This window comes from Pseudomonas sp. S10E 269, assembly GCF_002798465.1.
Lineage (GTDB): Bacteria > Pseudomonadota > Gammaproteobacteria > Pseudomonadales > Pseudomonadaceae > Aquipseudomonas > Aquipseudomonas pergaminensis.
In genome coordinates, this window is the sequence record NZ_PHIJ01000001.1 from 6047086 (window position 1) to 6064307 (window position 17222).

Consider the following 17222-nt stretch of genomic DNA (forward strand, 5'->3'; position numbering starts at 1 on the left):
GGGCTTGCCCCGCGCTGGGCTGCGTAGCAGCCCCAATAAAGCTAAACGGATTCTTCCTGGCTAAATGCGGTGTCCGGTTTTGGGGCCGCTTCGCAGCCCAGCGCGGGGCAAGCCCGCTCACCACAACAAGCTTGCCTTCAGCCATCCTCTTCGATATCCAGCAACAAGTTTTCCAACGCCTCGCGGTACGCCCCCGGTTCCTGCCACATGCCACGCTGCTGGGCTTCGAGCATGCGCTCGGTCATGTCGCGCAGCGCGTCGGGGTTGTGCTGTTGCACAAAGGCCCGGGTATCGGGGTCGAGCAGATAGGCGTCGGCCAACAGCGCATATTGGTGGTCGTCTATCAGCGCGGTGGTGGCGTCGAAGGCGAACAGGTTGTCCACGGTCGCCGCCATCTCGAACGCACCTTTATAACCATGGCGCTTCACGCCTTCGATCCACTTGGGGTTGGCGGCGCGGGAACGGATCACCCGGTTCAGCTCTTCCTTCAAGGTGCGGATCTTCGGCAGGTCGGGCTGGCTGTGGTCGCCATGATAGCTGGCAGCCTTATCGCCGCTCAGGGTTTCCACGGCAGCAAGCATGCCGCCCTGGAATTGGTAGTAATCATTGGAATCGAGCAGGTCGTGCTCGCGGTTGTCCTGGTTCTGCAACACAGCCTGCACCTGGCTCAGACGCTGGGCGAATTGCTCGCGGGCGGCGGTGCCTTCGTCGGAACCGCCATAGGCGTAGCCGCCCCAGTTCAGGTAGACCTCGGCCAAGTCTTCGCGGCTTTGCCACAGGCGACCGTCGACCGCGCCCTGCACGCCCGCGCCATAGGCACCGGGCTTGGCGCCGAAGATGCGCCAACCGGCCTGTTTCGCAGCGGCCTCGTCGTCCAGGCCGGACTTGAGCAACGCCTCGCGCTCACTGCGCACCTTGGCCGCCAGCGGGTTCATGTCGTCCGGCTCGTCGAGCGCGGCCACCGCTTGCACGGCGGCATCGAACAGGCGGATCAGGTTGGCGAAGGCATCCCGGAAAAAGCCCGACACCCGCAGCGTCACGTCTACGCGCGGCCGGTCGAGCAGGCTGATCGGCAGGATTTCAAAGTCATCCACCCGCTGGCTGCCCGTCGCCCACACCGGGCGCACGCCCATCAGCGCCATGGCCTGGGCGATATCATCGCCGCCGGTGCGCATGGTGGCGGTGCCCCATACCGACAGGCCAAGTTGGCGCAGGTGGTCGCCATGGTCTTGCAGGTGTCGCTCAAGAATCAGGTTGGCCGACTGGAAACCGATGCGCCACGCGGTGGTGGTGGGCAGGTTGCGCACGTCGACGCTGAAAAAGTTGCGCCCGGTCGGCAGCACATCCAGACGCCCGCGACTCGGCGCACCGCTAGGGCCAGCGGGCACAAAACGGCCGCTCAAGGCATCGAGCAGCCCACGCATTTCCGCCGGACCACACGCGTCCAGGCGTGGCGCCACGACGATACGCAGGCTTTCGATCACGGCTTTCACATCCTCCCAGCCGGGCTCTTCCAACTGTTCAAGTGGCCCTTCCAGCGCCTGCTCGATCAAGCGCGCGGCGTACAGCTCCAGGCGTTCGCGGGTATCGCCGGCGGTGCGCCACAACTGCCCGTCGATCTTCTGCAGCACCAACGGGCGCCGTCCTGTCCACGGCTCGGCCAGGGCGCAATCGAGGGGGTCAAAGCCCAGGTCGAAGGCCTTGGCCAGCACCCGCAGCAAGCTCGACTGCGGGCCACGGCCATCGCCCCGCGGGATGCGCAGCAATGCCAGCAAGGTGTCGATACGCAAACGCCCCTCGGGCGACTCGCCAAAGATATGCAGGCCGTCGCGGATTTGCGACTCCTTCAAGTCGCACAGGTAAGTGTCCAGGCGCGGCAGCCACACGGCGGCATCGGCGTCGCTTTCCAGCTCCAGTTCCTGGTCGATACGGGTTTCGCGCACCAACTTGAGGATGTCTTTCTGCAATTCCAGGGCGCGGCGCGGATCCAGCAACTGGGCGTCGTAATACTCGTCCGCCAACAGCTCCAGGTCACGCAGCGGGCCATAGGTCTCGGCACGGGTCAGCGGCGGCATCAGGTGGTCGATGATCACCGCCTGGGTGCGTCGCTTGGCCTGGGCGCCCTCGCCCGGGTCGTTGACGATAAAGGGATAGATATTCGGCAGCGGCCCCAGCAGCGCGTCGGGCCAGCAGTTTTCCGACAGCCCCACGCCTTTGCCGGGCAGCCATTCGAGGTTGCCGTGCTTGCCCACATGGATCACGCCATGGGCGCCGTAGGTGTGGCGCAGCCAAAAGTAGAACGCCAGGTACGCGTGGGGCGGCACCAGGTCCGGGTCGTGGTACACCGCGCTGGCGTCCACTTGATAACCCCGGGCCGGCTGGATACCGACAAAGGTCAGGCCCAGGCGCAGGCCAGCGATCATCATGCGGCCATCACGGAACATCGGATCGTTTTGTGGCGTGCCCCAGCGTTCCAGTACGGCCTGCCGATTGGCTTCGGGCAGGCGAGCGAACATCGCCGCGTAGTCGTCCAGGCCCAGGCTTTGATGGCACGGGCGCAGGTCGAGGCTGTCGAGGTCGTTGGTGACGCCGCCGAGCAACTCGTGGATCAGCGCCGTGCCACTGTCGGGCAAGGTCTCCGGCAGCGGATAGCCTTCAGCCTGCAGGGCACGCAAAATATTCAGTGCGGCCGCTGGGGTATCGAGGCCCACGCCATTGCCAATCCGACCGTCGCGGGTCGGGTAGTTGGCAAGGATCAGCGCGATGCGCTTGTGCGCATTCGGCACTCGCGCCAACTCGACCCAGCGTCGCGCCAGTTCCGCGACAAAATCCATGCGCTCGGGCGCGGCGCGGTAGCACACCACATCCGACTGGCTGCGCTCGCTGCGCCAGGCCAGGTCCTTGAAGCTGATTGGCCGGCTGATGATCCGTCCATCCAGCTCCGGCAGGGCGATGTGCATGGCCAAGTCACGCGGGCCGAGGCCTTGCTCGCTGGCTTCCCAACCAGGTTGGTTGTCCTGGGCGCAAATGGCCTGGATCACCGGGATATTGCGGCGAAACGGCCGCAAGTGCGGCGCTTCGGGGCTGGACTGGGCGAAGCCGGTGGTGTTCAGGATCACCGCCGCACCCACCTCATCCAGCCAGTCCTCGACCACCGCCAGACAGCCGGGCTCTTTCAAACTGGCCACCGCCATCGGCAACGGGTTAAGCCCCGCGGCCTGCAAGCGCTGGCAGAACACGTCGATAAAACCGGTATTGGCCGCTTGCAAATGGGAGCGATAGAACAGCACCGCCGCCACCGGCCAGTCGGCATTCCAGTCGGCCTGCCAATCATTCAGGCGGGCGTTAGCGTGGCGCGGATGATAAATCGCCGTGCGCGGCAGGGTCTGCGGCTCCGCCCAGGCGTAGTCACGGCCCAGGTAGGCACTGGCCAGGCAGCGATAAAAATCCAGCGCATTGCCTAGGCCGCCCTGGCGCAGGAAGTGCCAGAGGCGATCACGCGCTTCGGCGCCGACGGTGCTCAACCCGCTGAGTTCCGGGTCCGGGCGATCATCCCCCGGCACCAGAATCAGCTGCACGCCACGCTCGGCCAACTCCACCAGGCGCTCGATGCCGTAGCGCCAATAACCGATGCCACCATGCAGCGAAATCAGGATGACCTTGGCATGGCGCAGCACCTCATCGACATACAGGTCGACCGAGGCATGGTTCTGCACCTGCATCGGGTTGGCCAAGCGAAAGCTGGGGTAGTCGTCGGGTAACTGCTGGGCCGCTTCGGCCAGCAGCGCCAGGCTGGAATCACCGCTGCACAGGATCACCAGTTCAGCGGGGGTCTGGCCAAGGTCGGCAATATTGTCGTCCGAGACGAAACCACCGGGCTGGGTCCTGAGCAGGTGCATGGGTTAAACGCTGAGGGCGGCGCGCAGTTGCGCTTCAAGGCCGGCCGCGTCGAGGTCCTGACCGATCAGCACCAGGCGCGTGATGCGCGGCTCGTCAGCGCTCCAGGCACGGTCGAAGTGCTTGTCGAAACGCGTGCCCACGCCCTGGATCAGCAGGCGCATCGGCTTGTTCGGGATGGCGGCGAAGCCTTTGACGCGCAAGATGCCGTGCTGCACCACCAGTTGCGTCAGGGCGTCGAGCAGCAGCGCTTCGTCGGCTTGCGGCAGGTCGATGGAGATGGAATCGAAGGCGTCGTGATCGTGATCGTCTTCACCTTCGTGATGATGATCGTGATGGCTGTGGCGTCCGTCGATGTGTTCTTCGGAGCCTGCACCCAGGCCGATCAACACGTCCAGCGGCAGGCGACCGCTGCTGGCTTCAATGATCTTCACCGCGGGTGGCAGTTCTTCGGCGACTTCCAGGCGCACGCGAGCCAGGTCTTCGGGGCTGATCAAGTCGCTCTTGTTGAGGATCACCAGGTCGGCGCTGGCCAACTGGTCGGCGAACAGCTCGTGCAGGGGTGATTCGTGGTCCAGGTTCGGGTCAAGTTTGCGCTGGGCATCAACCTGGTCCGGGAACGCCGCGAAGGTGCCTGCGGCCACTGCCGGGCTGTCGACCACGGTGATCACCGCGTCAACGGTGCAGGCGCTGCGGATTTCCGGCCACTGGAAGGCTTGTACCAACGGTTTTGGCAGGGCCAGGCCGGAGGTTTCAATGAGGATATGGTCGAGGTCACCACGACGGGCGACCAGTTCGCGCATCACCGGGAAGAATTCTTCCTGCACGGTGCAGCACAGGCAGCCGTTGGCCAGCTCATAGACGCGGCCGTTGGCTTCTTCTTCGGTGCAACCGATGGAGCACTGCTTGAGGATTTCACCGTCGATGCCCAACTCGCCGAATTCATTGACGATCACCGCGATACGGCGGCCCTGGGCGTTGTCGAGCATATGGCGCAGCAAGGTGGTCTTGCCCGAGCCGAGGAAGCCGGTAACGATGGTGACGGGGAGTTTGGCCAGTGTTTTCATCGGATGCCCTTGGGGGCGGGCATACGGGACGATAGGCCCTGCGACGGCGCGCAGCAGCGGATTTCGTCACCGGATCACCCCGCCCGGTTGAATTGGAAAATCGGTTGCGAGGCAGGTCTCCTGGCTTGGGGCTTGCGGGTCTTGCGACCGGCGCTGGCTGCGCCTTCCCGCTGTAATGGCAGTGGCGTGGCAGTCAGATGAACCCTTTACAGTTGCGGGGGCAGCCGCGGCTTGGACCGCGTTCCCTTCTTAGCTTCGGCCTGGGCTGAAGAACCTCGAGGGTGCAAGGCTACGCAGTGCTTGGGGGATGGTCAATGATGGGGTTTGGGTTGGGGTACATATCCGTTGCTGCGGTAATGGCCGCTTATGGTTCCGCCCTTACGGCGGGTCACTTTGCAAAAGCGGCAAAGTAACCAAAGCGCTCTTGCCCCAACACTCGGTACCTCGCCTAGGCTCGGTATGCCCGTAATCCGACAGTGATTTGGGGGGCCGCCGCCACGCGCCATCCATGGCGCGGGGCGGCTAAACCGGCATCCCTGCCGGTTTACCCCCCAAATCCCTGCCGAATTCCGGCCAGCGTGTTTGACGGGGCGCCTAAGATCAAAATCAAAAGCACAGCGGCCTGACAGCCGGCTTGAGTGGTGTAAAGCAAAGGCAAAATCAAACGCGGTCTTGTAGGAGCCGGCTTGCCGGCGATGGTCTTCAACGATGACGCGGGGAATCAGACAAAACGCGGCGGTCTCACGTTTTTCGCCGGCAAGCCGGCTCCTACAGAAAACGAAAAGCGTATCTACGATGCGAAGCGAGTCGCTCTTGATCTGAGGCGCCCCGTCAAACACGCTGGCCGAACGCAGGGTTGAATCCGTGGGTAACCCGGCAGGACGCCGGGTTAGCCGCGCTGGGCCAAGGATGGCCCATCGCGGCGGCCCACGGATTCAAGCCGGAGTGAGGGCACACCGAGCCTAGGCGAGGTGCCGAGTGTTGGGGCGAAGGCCTTTTGGTTACTTTTGGGCCTTTCCAAAAGTGACCCGCTGTAAGAGCGGAACCATAAGCCGCCGTTACCTAAACAACGGATATGCCCCCAACAACCCAATTGACTCCCCTCCCACCCCCATGCTCTCCTACACATCTTGTTTCGGGTGCCCCTCACAGGGTGAAACGGGAAACCGGTGCGTCATAGCGATATGACCAGTCCGGTGCTGCCCCCGCAACGGTAAGCGAGCGAAGTGTCAGATCCACTGTGCCTCCAAGGCATGGGAAGGCGACGCTTAATAGGCGCAATGCCCCTCGCAAGCCCGGAGACCGGCCCGAAAAAATCAGATAACAAACCCGCGGTGGGCGGGCGCTGTTTAAACCCTGCGTGCCCGGCTCGCGGGGTTTTCATGCGCTCGTTTCACCCTGACACCCAGAAGGGACGCGCCATGTCGATCATCAGCAGCACCTCGCACACCGCCAGCAGCTCCGCCACCCTGAGCCAACGCCTGACCGCCGCCATCGGCGCGTCGATCCTCGGCGCGTGCCTGGTGTACTTCGCCGGTTTCTCGCACATCGAGGCCGTGCACAACGCCGCCCACGATACCCGCCACAGCGCCGCGTTCCCGTGCCACTGAGACCTGCCGACATGATCAAGCGTATCGCGCAAACCGCAGGTTTCACCGGTCTTCTGGCTGCCCTGCTGCTGACCCTGTTGCAAAGCTTCTGGGTCGCCCCGCTGATTCTGCAGGCGGAAACCTACGAAAACGCCCCGGCCGCCACCGAAGTGGCCCATGCACACACCGAGGGCGCCGCCGCCCACACCCACGACGCCGAAGCCTGGGAACCCGAAGATGGCTGGCAACGCGTGCTGTCCACCACCGGCGGCAACTTGGTAGTCGCGGTCGGTTTTGCGTTGATGCTGGCCGGCCTGTACACCCTGCGTGCGCCGACCCGTACGGCGCAAGGCCTGCTCTGGGGCCTGGCGGGTTACGCAACCTTTGTGCTGGCGCCAACCTTGGGCCTGCCGCCAGAGCTGCCAGGCACCGCCGCGGCTGACCTGGCGCAACGGCAGATCTGGTGGATCGGCACTGCCGCGTCGACCGCCGCCGGTATCGCGCTGATTGTGTTCGGTCGCAACTGGCTGCTCAAAGCGCTGGGCGTGGCGATCCTGGTGGTGCCGCACGTGATCGGTGCTCCACAGCCAGAAGTACACTCGATGCTGGCCCCGGAAGCCCTGGAAGCCCAGTTCAAGATCGCTTCGCAGTTGACCAACGTCGCATTCTGGCTGGCCCTTGGCCTGATCAGTGCGTGGCTGTTCCGCCGCAACCGTGACGATCAATACGCGGCATGATCCTGGTGGTCGGCCTGGGCTGCCAGCGCGGTTGTGATGTCCACGCCTTGCAGGCCCTGTTTGATGCGGCCCTCGCCGAGGGCGATATCGAGCGCCAGCGCATCACCGCGCTGGCCAGTATCGATCGCAAACAGGATGAACCAGGCCTGCTGGCGCTGGCCAAAGCACTGGACCTGCCGTTGCAGTGTTTCAGCGCCGAGCAACTGGCGGTTTTCGAAAACCGCCTGAGCCACAAATCCGAGGTGGTTTTTGCCCATACCGGCTGTTACGGCATCGCTGAAAGCGCCGCTTTGGCCCTGGCTGAACACCTCGGTCACGCCCCTGCCCGCCTGCTGATCACCCGCAGAAAAACCTCCCAAGCGACCTTTGCATTGGCGTGCGCCGGCTAAAATCCCGATAATCGCCCGCCCCGATCATGAATAACATTCATGCTCGCCCGTTTTTCGACAGGAATTACCATGACCGTCTACTTCATCGGCGCAGGCCCCGGCGACCCGGAATTGATCACCGTCAAAGGCCAGCGGCTGATCCGCAGTTGCCCGGTGATCATCTACGCCGGTTCACTGGTGCCAGCGGCGGTGCTGGAAGGTCATCAGGCCGAAATCCTGGTCAATAGCGCCGAATTGCATCTGGAACAGATCATCGACCTGATCAAGGCCGCCCACGCAAAAGGGCAGGATGTGGCCCGCGTGCACTCCGGTGACCCGAGCCTGTATGGGGCAATTGGTGAACAGATCCGACACTTGCGCGAACTAGGCATTCCGTTCCAGATCATCCCAGGGGTCACTGCCGTGGCAGCCTGTGCGGCGCTGCTGGAAACGGAATTGACCCTGCCCGACATCGCCCAGAGCGTGATCCTGACCCGCTACGCGGATAAAACCAGCATGCCGGCCGGTGAAGACTTCGACAGCCTGGCCCGGCATGCCACAACCATGGCGATCCACCTGGGGGTCAACCACCTGGATAAAATCGTCGCCGAACTGCTGCCGCACTATGGCGCGGATTGTCCGATTGCCGTGGTGCATCGCGCGACCTGGCCGGATCAGGATTGGGCAGTCGGCACCCTCGATGACATTGCCGAGAAAGTGGCGGCAAAAGGGTTTCGACGTACGGCATTGATTGTGGTGGGTCGGGTGCTGGCCAATGATAGTTTCAGTGAGTCTTCGTTGTATCGGGCCGGGCATGCACACCTTTATCGACCATGACAAACAACCTCATAAAATAGCCGCAACTCACTGATATATGTGAATATTTTGATAATGTAGGAGCTGGCTAGCCAGAGATCGCGGCGTATCTGCTGCCGACTCTGTTGACTGACACGCCGCTATCGCCGGCAAGCCGGCTCCTACAGTTAATCTTCAGCGTTAGATAGACGGCGTAAGACGCTGAATTTAAAGCATAAAAAACGGCGCTCACGGGGCGCCGTTTTTCTGTTTGCAGTGAACACCTTACTCAGTAGTAGGCGTTTTCTTTCTGCGTGTGGTCGGTCACGTCACGTACACCCTTGAGCTCCGGAATGCGCTCAAGCAAGGTGCGCTCGATGCCTTCACGCAAAGTCACGTCCGCCTGGCCACAGCCCTGGCAGCCGCCGCCGAACTTGAGCACGGCAATGCCGTCTTCGACCACGTCGATCAGACTGACCTGACCACCGTGGCTGGCGAGCCCAGGGTTGATCTCGGTTTGCAGGTAATAGTTGATGCGCTCGTTGACCGGGCTGTCAGCGTTGACGTTCGGCACCTTGGCGTTTGGCGCCTTGATGGTCAACTGGCCGCCCATGCGGTCGGTGGCGTAGTCGACCACAGCGTCGTCAAGGAAGGCTTCGCTGAAGGCATCGATGTACGCGGTGAAGCTTTTGAGCCCCAGGGCGGTGTCTTCAGGCTTCTCTTCCCCTGGCTTGCAGTAGGCAATGCACGTTTCAGCGTATTGGGTGCCGGGCTGGGTGATAAAGACGCGGATGCCGATACCTGGGGTGTTCTGCTTGGACAGCAGGTCAGCCAGGTAATCGTGGGCGGCGTCGGTAATGGTTATGGCAGTCATGGAAACTCCTCACAGGCTTGCCGGCAGTTTACGCCAAAATATTACGTTGGTACAAAGTCCTAGTATTTTTGTCGGGAAAGGACAATCGGAACCTCCACGCCAAACCAACGCTTGAGCCTGAGGTATGTACCCTTTTCCAGCCAGTGATAGCTGTAAAAGGCGCCAGATGCCGTCAGTACGATGCAAACAGGCAATATCAAGTAGGGGCTTATTCCAGTGTGTCCGACAACCCATCGTCCAGCACACAGCACCAGGTCGTGGAGCAAATACACCGAATAGGAACAATCACCGAGAATCTTAATAAAGCGAGAGCCTTGAAAGAAAGGCTCCAGCATCACAAAACTCATCACCAACATCGCGCTGGGCACCCCCCACTCCAGCACGCGCGGTATATCGGCCCCCTGGTAAATCGCCGCACAAGCCACCACGATTCCCAACAACGGCAGCCATGCCCTGGGCCGAAACAGGCCGCGGCGGTACAGCATGCCGATCACAACGCCCATCAGGAATTCAAAAACCATGTCCTGACGATAAAAGTCGCTGGTCAAGTCGAGCCCAGGACCGATGTAGCACACGAGAAACAGTAGCACCGCCACCACCCACAACCGATATGACGGGGGAACCATTAAGGCGATGGCAAACAGGGCATAGAACAGCATCTCGAAGTTCAGGGTCCAGCCGACATTCAGCAGCGGGTAGACCCCATAGCCCCCTGGGTTTTCAGCGCAGAGAAACAACAGCGACATGAGCGCATGACCCAGTTCGAGATGATCATCTGGAAACATCGAGGGGACGACCGCGATGACTACAGCCGTGACCAGGGTATAGAACCAGTACGCTGGAACTATCCTGGCCACTCGCATCAGTATGAATTGCCTGGGCGTCAGTGACTTGTCAGCGGTCGCCAGGAAAATCACAAGGCCGCTGATGACAAAGAATACGTCGACCCCTATACCGCCCTTATCGGCGAACACGAACTCCAGAGGGTTATGTGCCTCATAATCGAAAAACGTCCCCATGAAGTGATGCCCCACCACCACCCACGCCGCCAGCGCCCGTAGCGCCTGTACTGAAATCAACATGATCGGAATACCTGTTCCACTCCCGCAAGATAGATATCCGACCGCTTCAGCACCCGCTCAGAGAGATGACTGGATCACTGCCCTTAGTTATAGGTTTTCATAGCGGTTCATGTCCAATACCCCTTCTTCCACCGGCAGGGTTTCGCGAATGTATTGCGATAAATCGTGAAAGTACTGCCAGAACAACGGATGACTGCGTCGCACTCCCCAGCGATCCACAATCTTCTCGAAACGCTTGGCATCCTTGGCCTGTTCCATTTCAGCCACGAACTCAGGCACTTCCTGGGCCGGAATATTGAACATGAAGTTCGGGTAGCTACTCAGCACACCCGGATAAATCGTCACCGTATCCAGCCCTGGCTGGTAGCGGTAAGCCTCACCCAAGAGAAACGCCACATTACTGTGGGCGCGGTTGCGCAACATGCTGTAGACCACGCGTTTGCCGTTGGCGGTTTCAACCCGCAGCATGGTCGCTTCAGGTAATTGATCGATCACCTTGAGCCCAGCAGCCGGCCGTGAGGTCAAGCGACTTAGCGCCTGCTCCGCATCCTGCAAGGCCGGATCAACACCGTCACGCGAGCAATAAGCACCGCTACAGCGATTGATCGGATCCGGACTGGCGTTCAAATCGCCGTAACGGCTGAGCAGCTGATTGGCAAAATCGCGCTTCGGATCGTTTTCGTCCAGGTGCAGCCCAGTAGGTTTGTCGTCATCGATAGCCTCGTAATCCAGCCACAGCTTGAGCTTGCCACTGTTCTGGTACCAGTCATCCATAAAACCTTCGCGCGAATCGGCCGGCATCAAGCGTAGAAAGTTCTGCTCGGCGCCATTGCGGATCAAGTCGAAGTACAACCGGGTCTGGGCCTGGTGCGACACGTTGCCAAACACATCAAAATTCACCGCCAACTGGTAATACGTGCGCTCCAGCAACGGGTAGTCAAACAGCCACATCGTCTGCGGCACCTCGCCAATCAGCCCTTTGGTCACCGAGGCGCTGTCGAAGTGGCGGAAAATGCTCAGCAAGGCATTGTCATTGCCCGCCCACAGGCTCGACCAACTCGGTGGCGGCAGGTCGGCGTAACTGTCACGGCGCAGGGCCTCGTATTCATTGCGTTTGTCGCGGTAGGCCAGCCACAGGCTGAGCACACTGCCCACGTCATCGTTCTGCCCCGGCATGGCCAGCAAGGGCGTGGCCTGGCCGCGATAGCGCGCGTCGGTGATGTACAGGTCGTGGTCCGGGTCTTGGAACAGGGTCCAGAAGTTATCGCGGATCACGTCCGTGGCGATCTGCCCACGGCACACCGGCCCGCGAATAAAGGTGCGCACAAAGTACTCGGCGTTATCCAACATGAACTGGTAACGCGCCTTGGCCGGGATGGCCTCGAAGGTTTCGAAGGGGTTGGCGCGCCGGCCAGGGCCGTAGCCCGGCAAGGCGTTGACCTGCCAGTTACCGGCGTAGAACAGCGCTTTGATGCGCGCCATCTTGTCGGCACTGAATGGGTACGTAATGTGGGTCTTATGCACAATCACGCCCTGCACCGGCCATAGGCGGTAGTACACCTGGGTGCCCGGATCATCATTGGGACGGCGCGTGGCGATCAGGTCGATGGGTTGACCGCTCGGCGTACGCGAACGCACCCACTGGAAGAAATGCCCCGGCTCGCCATTCTCGAAGTAAATGTGGGCAAGGAACAAATGCTCGAACAACCAGCGCGCCACCAGGCTTTCGCGGGCGCCGGGCTGGTTGAACAGGTTCTCCCACTGCTGCACTTGCAGGGCTTCCCGGGCGCTGGGGGCCAGGCCTTGTTCATCTATTGGCGCACCCGACGCGAGCCAGCGTTGCAGGGTCTGGTACTGCTGGTCGGTCAGTCCCGTTACCGCCAGCGGCATGCCTTCCTTGGGATGGGCACCCGCGTAGGCATTGAACTCGCCGGGCATGGCGCACATGTTTTCGCGGTTCAGGCCCAGCACAATGTCGTCGGGCAACTTGGCATTGGGTTGCAGCGGTGCGTTGTGGCCCAGTTCCAGCATGCGCGCCATCAGGGCGGCCTGGCTGCCTTGGGCGTCCAGTACCGAATAGAAGCCTTTCTGCTGCCAGGCTTGCTTGCCAAAGGCGTCATAAAACAAGCGGGTGGTCGGCGTGGCCTGGCTGCGTTCGCCGTCGTACACCGGCATTTTACTGGCACCGCGCGCCGCGCCCTCGGCACTGCCCAGGTTGAGCTGGCAGGCGGAGTCGTAGCAGGCGTGGCAGGCCACGCATTTTTCGGTGAAGATCGGTTGAATGTCGCGGGTATACGAAATCGCCGGGGCGGGTCCGTCAGCCTGTGCGAGGCAGGCGACCAGTGCCAGGACGGCGCTGGTGATGAGGCGAAGTGACATGTATCCGGTCCCGATTCAATGCGTGCGCTGAAAAATTGCCGGTGATTCTACCGGGCCATCCCCCACAACAACATGAACGATATTCATGCAAAACCTGCGCATGCTCTAAATCGGCACAGGTTTGCTATGATCCACGCCCTCCGTAATGCCTGACCAGAGTAGTCCCATGTCCGATCGTAGCGTTCGTCTGCAAGCCCTTCATCAAGCCCTCAAGGAACGTATCCTGATCCTCGACGGCGGTATGGGCACGATGATCCAGAGCTATAAACTGGAAGAGCAGGACTACCGTGGCAAACGCTTCGCCGACTGGCCAAGCGACGTCAAGGGTAACAACGACCTGCTGGTGCTCACCCGGCCCGACGTGATCGGCGGCATCGAAAAAGCCTACCTGGATGCTGGCGCCGACATCCTCGAAACCAACACCTTCAACGCCACGCGCATCTCCATGGCCGATTACGGCATGGAAGAACTGGCCTATGAACTAAACGTAGAAGGCGCGCGCCTGGCGCGCAAGATCGCCGACGCCAAGACCGCCGAAAACCCGGCCAAGCCGCGCTTCGTCGCCGGCGTGCTCGGCCCGACCAGCCGCACCTGCTCGCTGTCGCCAGACGTGAACAACCCCGGCTACCGCAACGTGACCTTCGATGAGCTGGTGGAAAACTACACCGAAGCCACCAAAGGTTTGATCGAGGGCGGCGCGGACCTGATCCTGATCGAGACCATCTTCGACACCCTCAACGCCAAGGCCGCGATCTTCGCCGTGCAAGGGGTGTTCGAAGCGCTGAACATCGAACTGCCGATCATGATCTCCGGCACCATCACCGACGCCTCCGGCCGCACGTTGTCGGGCCAGACCACCGAAGCGTTCTGGAACTCCGTGGCCCACGCCAAGCCGATTTCCGTGGGCCTCAACTGCGCCCTGGGCGCCAGCGAGCTGCGGCCGTACCTGGAAGAGTTGTCGAACAAGGCCAACACCCACGTTTCTGCGCACCCGAACGCCGGCCTGCCCAACGAATTCGGTGAATACGATGAGCTGCCGTCACAAACCGCCAAGGTCATCGAAGAGTTTGCCCAGAGCGGCTTTCTCAACATTGTCGGTGGTTGCTGCGGTACCACGCCGGGCCACATCGAGGCCATCGCCAAGGCCGTGGCCGGTTACGCGCCGCGCCAGATCCCGGATATCCCGAAGGCTTGCCGCCTGTCGGGCCTGGAACCCTTCACCATCGATCGCAGCTCGTTGTTCGTCAACGTCGGTGAGCGCACCAACATCACCGGCTCGGCCAAGTTCGCCCGCCTGATCCGCGAGGACAACTACACCGAAGCCCTGGAAGTCGCCTTGCAGCAGGTGGAAGCCGGCGCCCAGGTGATCGACATCAACATGGACGAGGGCATGCTCGATTCGAAGAAGGCCATGGTGACCTTCCTCAATCTGATTGCCGGCGAGCCTGATATCTCACGCGTACCGATCATGATCGACTCCTCCAAGTGGGACGTGATCGAAGCTGGCCTGAAGTGCATCCAGGGCAAGGGCATCGTCAACTCCATCAGCATGAAGGAAGGTGTGGAGCAGTTCATCCACCACGCCAAGCTGTGCAAGCGCTACGGCGCTGCGGTGGTGGTAATGGCGTTCGACGAAGCCGGCCAGGCCGACACCGAGGCGCGCAAGAAAGAAATCTGCAAACGCTCCTACGACATCCTGGTCAACGAAGTGGGCTTCCCACCGGAAGACATCATCTTCGACCCGAACATCTTCGCGGTCGCCACTGGTATCGAGGAGCACAACAACTACGCCGTCGACTTCATCAATGCCTGCGCCTATATCCGTGACGAACTGCCGTATGCGCTGACCTCCGGCGGCGTGTCCAACGTGTCGTTCTCGTTCCGGGGCAACAACCCGGTGCGCGAGGCGATCCACTCGGTGTTCCTGCTGTATGCGATCCGCAACGGCTTGACCATGGGTATCGTCAACGCTGGCCAGTTGGAGATCTACGACCAGATTCCGACCGAGCTGCGCGACGCCGTGGAAGACGTGGTGCTCAACCGCACCCCGGAAGGCACCGATGCCCTCCTCGCCATTGCCGACAAGTACAAGGGTGACGGCAGCGTCAAGGAAGCCGAGACCGAGGAATGGCGTGGCTGGGACGTCAACAAGCGCCTTGAACACGCACTGGTCAAAGGCATCACCACCCACATCGTTGAAGACACCGAGGAATCGCGCCTGTCGTTCGCGCGCCCGATCGAAGTGATCGAAGGCCCGCTGATGTCCGGCATGAACATCGTCGGCGACTTGTTCGGCGCCGGCAAAATGTTCCTGCCCCAAGTGGTGAAATCCGCCCGAGTGATGAAACAGGCCGTGGCCCACTTGATCCCGTTCATCGAGCTGGAAAAAGGCGACAAGCCGGAAGCCAAGGGCAAGATCCTGATGGCCACGGTGAAGGGCGACGTACACGACATCGGCAAGAATATTGTCGGCGTGGTACTGGGTTGCAACGGCTATGACATCGTCGACTTGGGCGTAATGGTGCCGGCGGAGAAGATCCTGCAGGTGGCCAAGGAGCAGAAGTGCGACATCATCGGGTTGTCCGGCCTGATCACGCCGTCCCTCGACGAGATGGTGCATGTGGCCCGCGAGATGCAGCGCCAGGATTTCTACCTGCCGCTGATGATCGGTGGCGCCACCACGTCCAAGGCGCACACGGCGGTGAAGATCGAGCCCAAGTACAGCAATGATGCCGTGGTGTATGTCACCGACGCCTCGCGCGCGGTGGGTGTGGCCACGCAACTGCTGTCCAAGGAGCTCAAGGCCGGCTTTGTCGAGCGTACCCGCGAAGAGTACGTGGAAGTGCGTGAGCGCACCTCCAACCGCAGCGCGCGCACCGAGCGCCTGAGCTACCCGGCGGCCATCGCCAAGAAGCCGCAGTTCGACTGGAGCACCTACACCCCGGTGGTGCCGACCTTTACCGGCGCCAAGGTGCTGGACAATATCGACCTCAAGGTGCTGGCCGAATACATCGACTGGACGCCGTTCTTTATCTCCTGGGACCTGGCCGGCAAGTTCCCGCGCATCCTCGAAGACGAAGTGGTCGGTGAAGCCGCCACCGCGCTGTACGCCGATGCCCAGGAAATGCTCAAGAAGCTGATCGACGAAAAGCTCATCAGCGCCCGTGCCGTGTTCGGCTTCTGGCCGACCAACCAGGTGCAGGACGATGACCTGGAAGTCTACGGCGACGATGGCCAGCCGATTGCGCGGCTGCATCACCTGCGCCAGCAGATCATCAAGACCGACGGCAAGCCGAACTTCTCCCTGGCGGACTTCGTCGCGCCCAAGGACAGCGGCGTAACCGACTACATCGGTGGCTTCATCACCACCGCCGGCATCGGCGCCGAAGAAGTCGCCAAGGCCTACCAGGACGCCGGCGACGACTACAACTCGATCATGGTCAAGGCCCTGGCCGACCGCCTGGCCGAGGCCTGCGCCGAGTGGCTGCACCAACAAGTGCGTAAAGAACACTGGGGCTACGCCAAGGACGAGCAACTGGACAACGAGGCGCTGATCAAGGAGCAGTACAGCGGCATCCGCCCTGCCCCAGGCTACCCGGCGTGCCCGGATCACACCGAGAAAGCCCAGTTGTTCCAACTGCTCGACCCCGAGGCCCGCGAAATGCACGCCGGTCGCAGTGGCGTGTTCCTCACCGAACACTACGCGATGTTCCCGGCAGCAGCGGTCAGCGGCTGGTACTTCGCCCACCCGCAGGCGCAGTATTTTGCGGTGGGCAAGGTCGACAAGGACCAGGTGACCAGCTACACCGCGCGCAAAGGCCAGGACCTCAGCGTGACCGAGCGCTGGCTGGCGCCGAACCTGGGGTATGACAACTGATCGGCTAACTACCCAGCGCGGCGATTTCCCGCGCTGACAGTTCATTCATCAATGCCTGCTGCTCGGCCTCGTTGGCCTTATCCAGGACGCCAATTTCCTAGAAGTACTCCGGGCTAAACCCGGGGTATTGATCTTCCAATGCCGAGGCCTTGTCTTGACGGATGTGTTGCCGCGTCGCGAAGTCGTCGGGATATTTCTCCTGCAAGTACTCTTTCCAGTACGGGCGCGCAGTCAGTTGCTCGCAGAATGCAGGTGTCTGCTCCAGTTCAAGAATCTTTTGATAGGCCACGTCCAGGTCCGTTGTTTTCACCCCAGACAGATGTTCATAAATCATGCCTTGGGGCTGCCTCGGCAGTTCCAGCCGCTGGGCTAAGCCGACGCGGTAGGCCAGGCGAATTTCCGCAGGGTCGATGTGGGGGTTGAGCCGAGTGCGTTCGAGGGCGATCGCTTCCAACTGAGCCAGACGGAATAACCCCCTGGACAGTTTCAGCAGGGCGCGGCACTTGTGAGTGGGGTCCACCTCGCGCAGGGCATTGAACTCATACACCTCGACCTCC

11 protein-coding genes and 2 riboswitches are annotated in these 17222 nt (G+C 61.5%); of the genes, 5 read left to right on the top strand and 6 right to left on the bottom strand.

The window, feature by feature from the left end:
• Positions 1–137: 137 nt before the first annotated feature.
• Both cobN and cobW read right to left on the bottom strand, forming a co-directional pair.
• Positions 138–3899, bottom strand: a complete 3762-nt coding sequence (gene cobN / locus CWC48_RS28045; RefSeq protein ID WP_100490930.1) for a cobaltochelatase subunit CobN — start codon at positions 3897–3899, stop codon at positions 138–140.
• A 3-nt stretch (positions 3900–3902) separates the two neighbouring features.
• Entirely contained in the window at positions 3903–4964 is a 1062-nt protein-coding gene (cobW, locus tag CWC48_RS28050) for a cobalamin biosynthesis protein CobW (protein ID WP_078048105.1), read from the bottom strand.
• Between the two features lie 92 nt (positions 4965–5056).
• A riboswitch (cobalamin riboswitch) is annotated at positions 5057–5257 on the bottom strand.
• A gap of 827 nt (positions 5258–6084) precedes the next feature.
• A riboswitch (cobalamin riboswitch) is annotated at positions 6085–6290 on the top strand.
• Between the two features lie 95 nt (positions 6291–6385).
• Here cobW and CWC48_RS28060 point away from each other — a divergent pair.
• The 4 genes from CWC48_RS28060 to cobM all read left to right on the top strand — a co-directional run bounded on the left by CWC48_RS28060 (position 6386) and on the right by cobM (position 8495).
• Positions 6386–6574, top strand: a complete 189-nt coding sequence (locus tag CWC48_RS28060; RefSeq protein WP_027606475.1) for a CbtB-domain containing protein — start codon at positions 6386–6388, stop codon at positions 6572–6574.
• An 11-nt stretch (positions 6575–6585) separates the two neighbouring features.
• Positions 6586–7290: a CbtA family protein gene (locus tag CWC48_RS28065; RefSeq protein WP_100490931.1), complete on the top strand. Its 705-nt coding sequence runs from the start codon at positions 6586–6588 to the stop codon at positions 7288–7290.
• On the top strand, positions 7287–7679 hold the full coding sequence (locus CWC48_RS28070) for a cobalamin biosynthesis protein (RefSeq protein ID WP_100490932.1): 393 nt from the start codon (positions 7287–7289) through the stop codon (positions 7677–7679). Before CWC48_RS28065 ends, CWC48_RS28070 begins: the two co-directional genes overlap by 4 nt.
• Positions 7680–7748: 69 nt before the next feature.
• A complete protein-coding gene (gene cobM, locus CWC48_RS28075; protein ID WP_100490933.1) occupies positions 7749–8495 on the top strand; it encodes a precorrin-4 C(11)-methyltransferase in 747 nt (248 codons plus the stop codon).
• 247 nt (positions 8496–8742) lie between these two features.
• Here the strand turns inward: cobM and nfuA are convergent, their stop codons facing one another.
• The 3 genes from nfuA to CWC48_RS28090 all read right to left on the bottom strand — a co-directional run bounded on the left by nfuA (position 8743) and on the right by CWC48_RS28090 (position 12788).
• Positions 8743–9327, bottom strand: a complete 585-nt coding sequence (gene nfuA, locus CWC48_RS28080; protein WP_003173594.1) for a Fe-S biogenesis protein NfuA — start codon at positions 9325–9327, stop codon at positions 8743–8745.
• 59 nt (positions 9328–9386) lie between these two features.
• Positions 9387–10409, bottom strand: coding sequence for an acyltransferase (locus tag CWC48_RS28085; protein ID WP_100490934.1), 1023 nt, complete (start codon positions 10407–10409; stop codon positions 9387–9389).
• An 87-nt stretch (positions 10410–10496) separates the two neighbouring features.
• Entirely contained in the window at positions 10497–12788 is a 2292-nt protein-coding gene (locus CWC48_RS28090; RefSeq protein ID WP_099492624.1) for a fatty acid cis/trans isomerase, read from the bottom strand.
• 166 nt (positions 12789–12954) lie between these two features.
• Between CWC48_RS28090 and metH the strand changes: the two genes are divergently transcribed.
• Positions 12955–16665 carry a methionine synthase gene (gene metH, locus CWC48_RS28095; RefSeq protein WP_099492623.1) on the top strand — a complete coding sequence of 1237 codons (3711 nt, stop codon included), beginning with the start codon at positions 12955–12957 and terminating at the stop codon, positions 16663–16665.
• A 97-nt stretch (positions 16666–16762) separates the two neighbouring features.
• Here the strand turns inward: metH and CWC48_RS28100 are convergent, their stop codons facing one another.
• Complete coding sequence (locus CWC48_RS28100) at positions 16763–17212, bottom strand: NEL-type E3 ubiquitin ligase domain-containing protein (RefSeq protein WP_157806789.1); 450 nt, start codon at positions 17210–17212, stop codon at positions 16763–16765.
• Positions 17213–17222 lie beyond the last annotated feature (10 nt).

What these genes read in the sequence shown, in the direction of transcription:
- metH (WP_099492623.1), top strand. Translation starts at nt 12,955, where the DNA reads ATGTCCGATCGTAGCGTTCGTCTGCAAGCCCTTCATCAAGCCCTCAAG.
- cobM (WP_100490933.1), top strand. Translation starts at nt 7,749, where the DNA reads ATGACCGTCTACTTCATCGGCGCAGGCCCCGGCGACCCGGAATTGATC.
- cobN (WP_100490930.1), bottom strand. Translation starts at nt 3,899, where the DNA reads ATGCACCTGCTCAGGACCCAGCCCGGTGGTTTCGTCTCGGACGACAAT.
- nfuA (WP_003173594.1), bottom strand. Translation starts at nt 9,327, where the DNA reads ATGACTGCCATAACCATTACCGACGCCGCCCACGATTACCTGGCTGAC.
- CWC48_RS28085 (WP_100490934.1), bottom strand. Translation starts at nt 10,409, where the DNA reads ATGTTGATTTCAGTACAGGCGCTACGGGCGCTGGCGGCGTGGGTGGTG.
- cobW (WP_078048105.1), bottom strand. Translation starts at nt 4,964, where the DNA reads ATGAAAACACTGGCCAAACTCCCCGTCACCATCGTTACCGGCTTCCTC.
- CWC48_RS28070 (WP_100490932.1), top strand. Translation starts at nt 7,287, where the DNA reads ATGATCCTGGTGGTCGGCCTGGGCTGCCAGCGCGGTTGTGATGTCCAC.
- CWC48_RS28060 (WP_027606475.1), top strand. Translation starts at nt 6,386, where the DNA reads ATGTCGATCATCAGCAGCACCTCGCACACCGCCAGCAGCTCCGCCACC.
- CWC48_RS28090 (WP_099492624.1), bottom strand. Translation starts at nt 12,788, where the DNA reads ATGTCACTTCGCCTCATCACCAGCGCCGTCCTGGCACTGGTCGCCTGC.
- CWC48_RS28065 (WP_100490931.1), top strand. Translation starts at nt 6,586, where the DNA reads ATGATCAAGCGTATCGCGCAAACCGCAGGTTTCACCGGTCTTCTGGCT.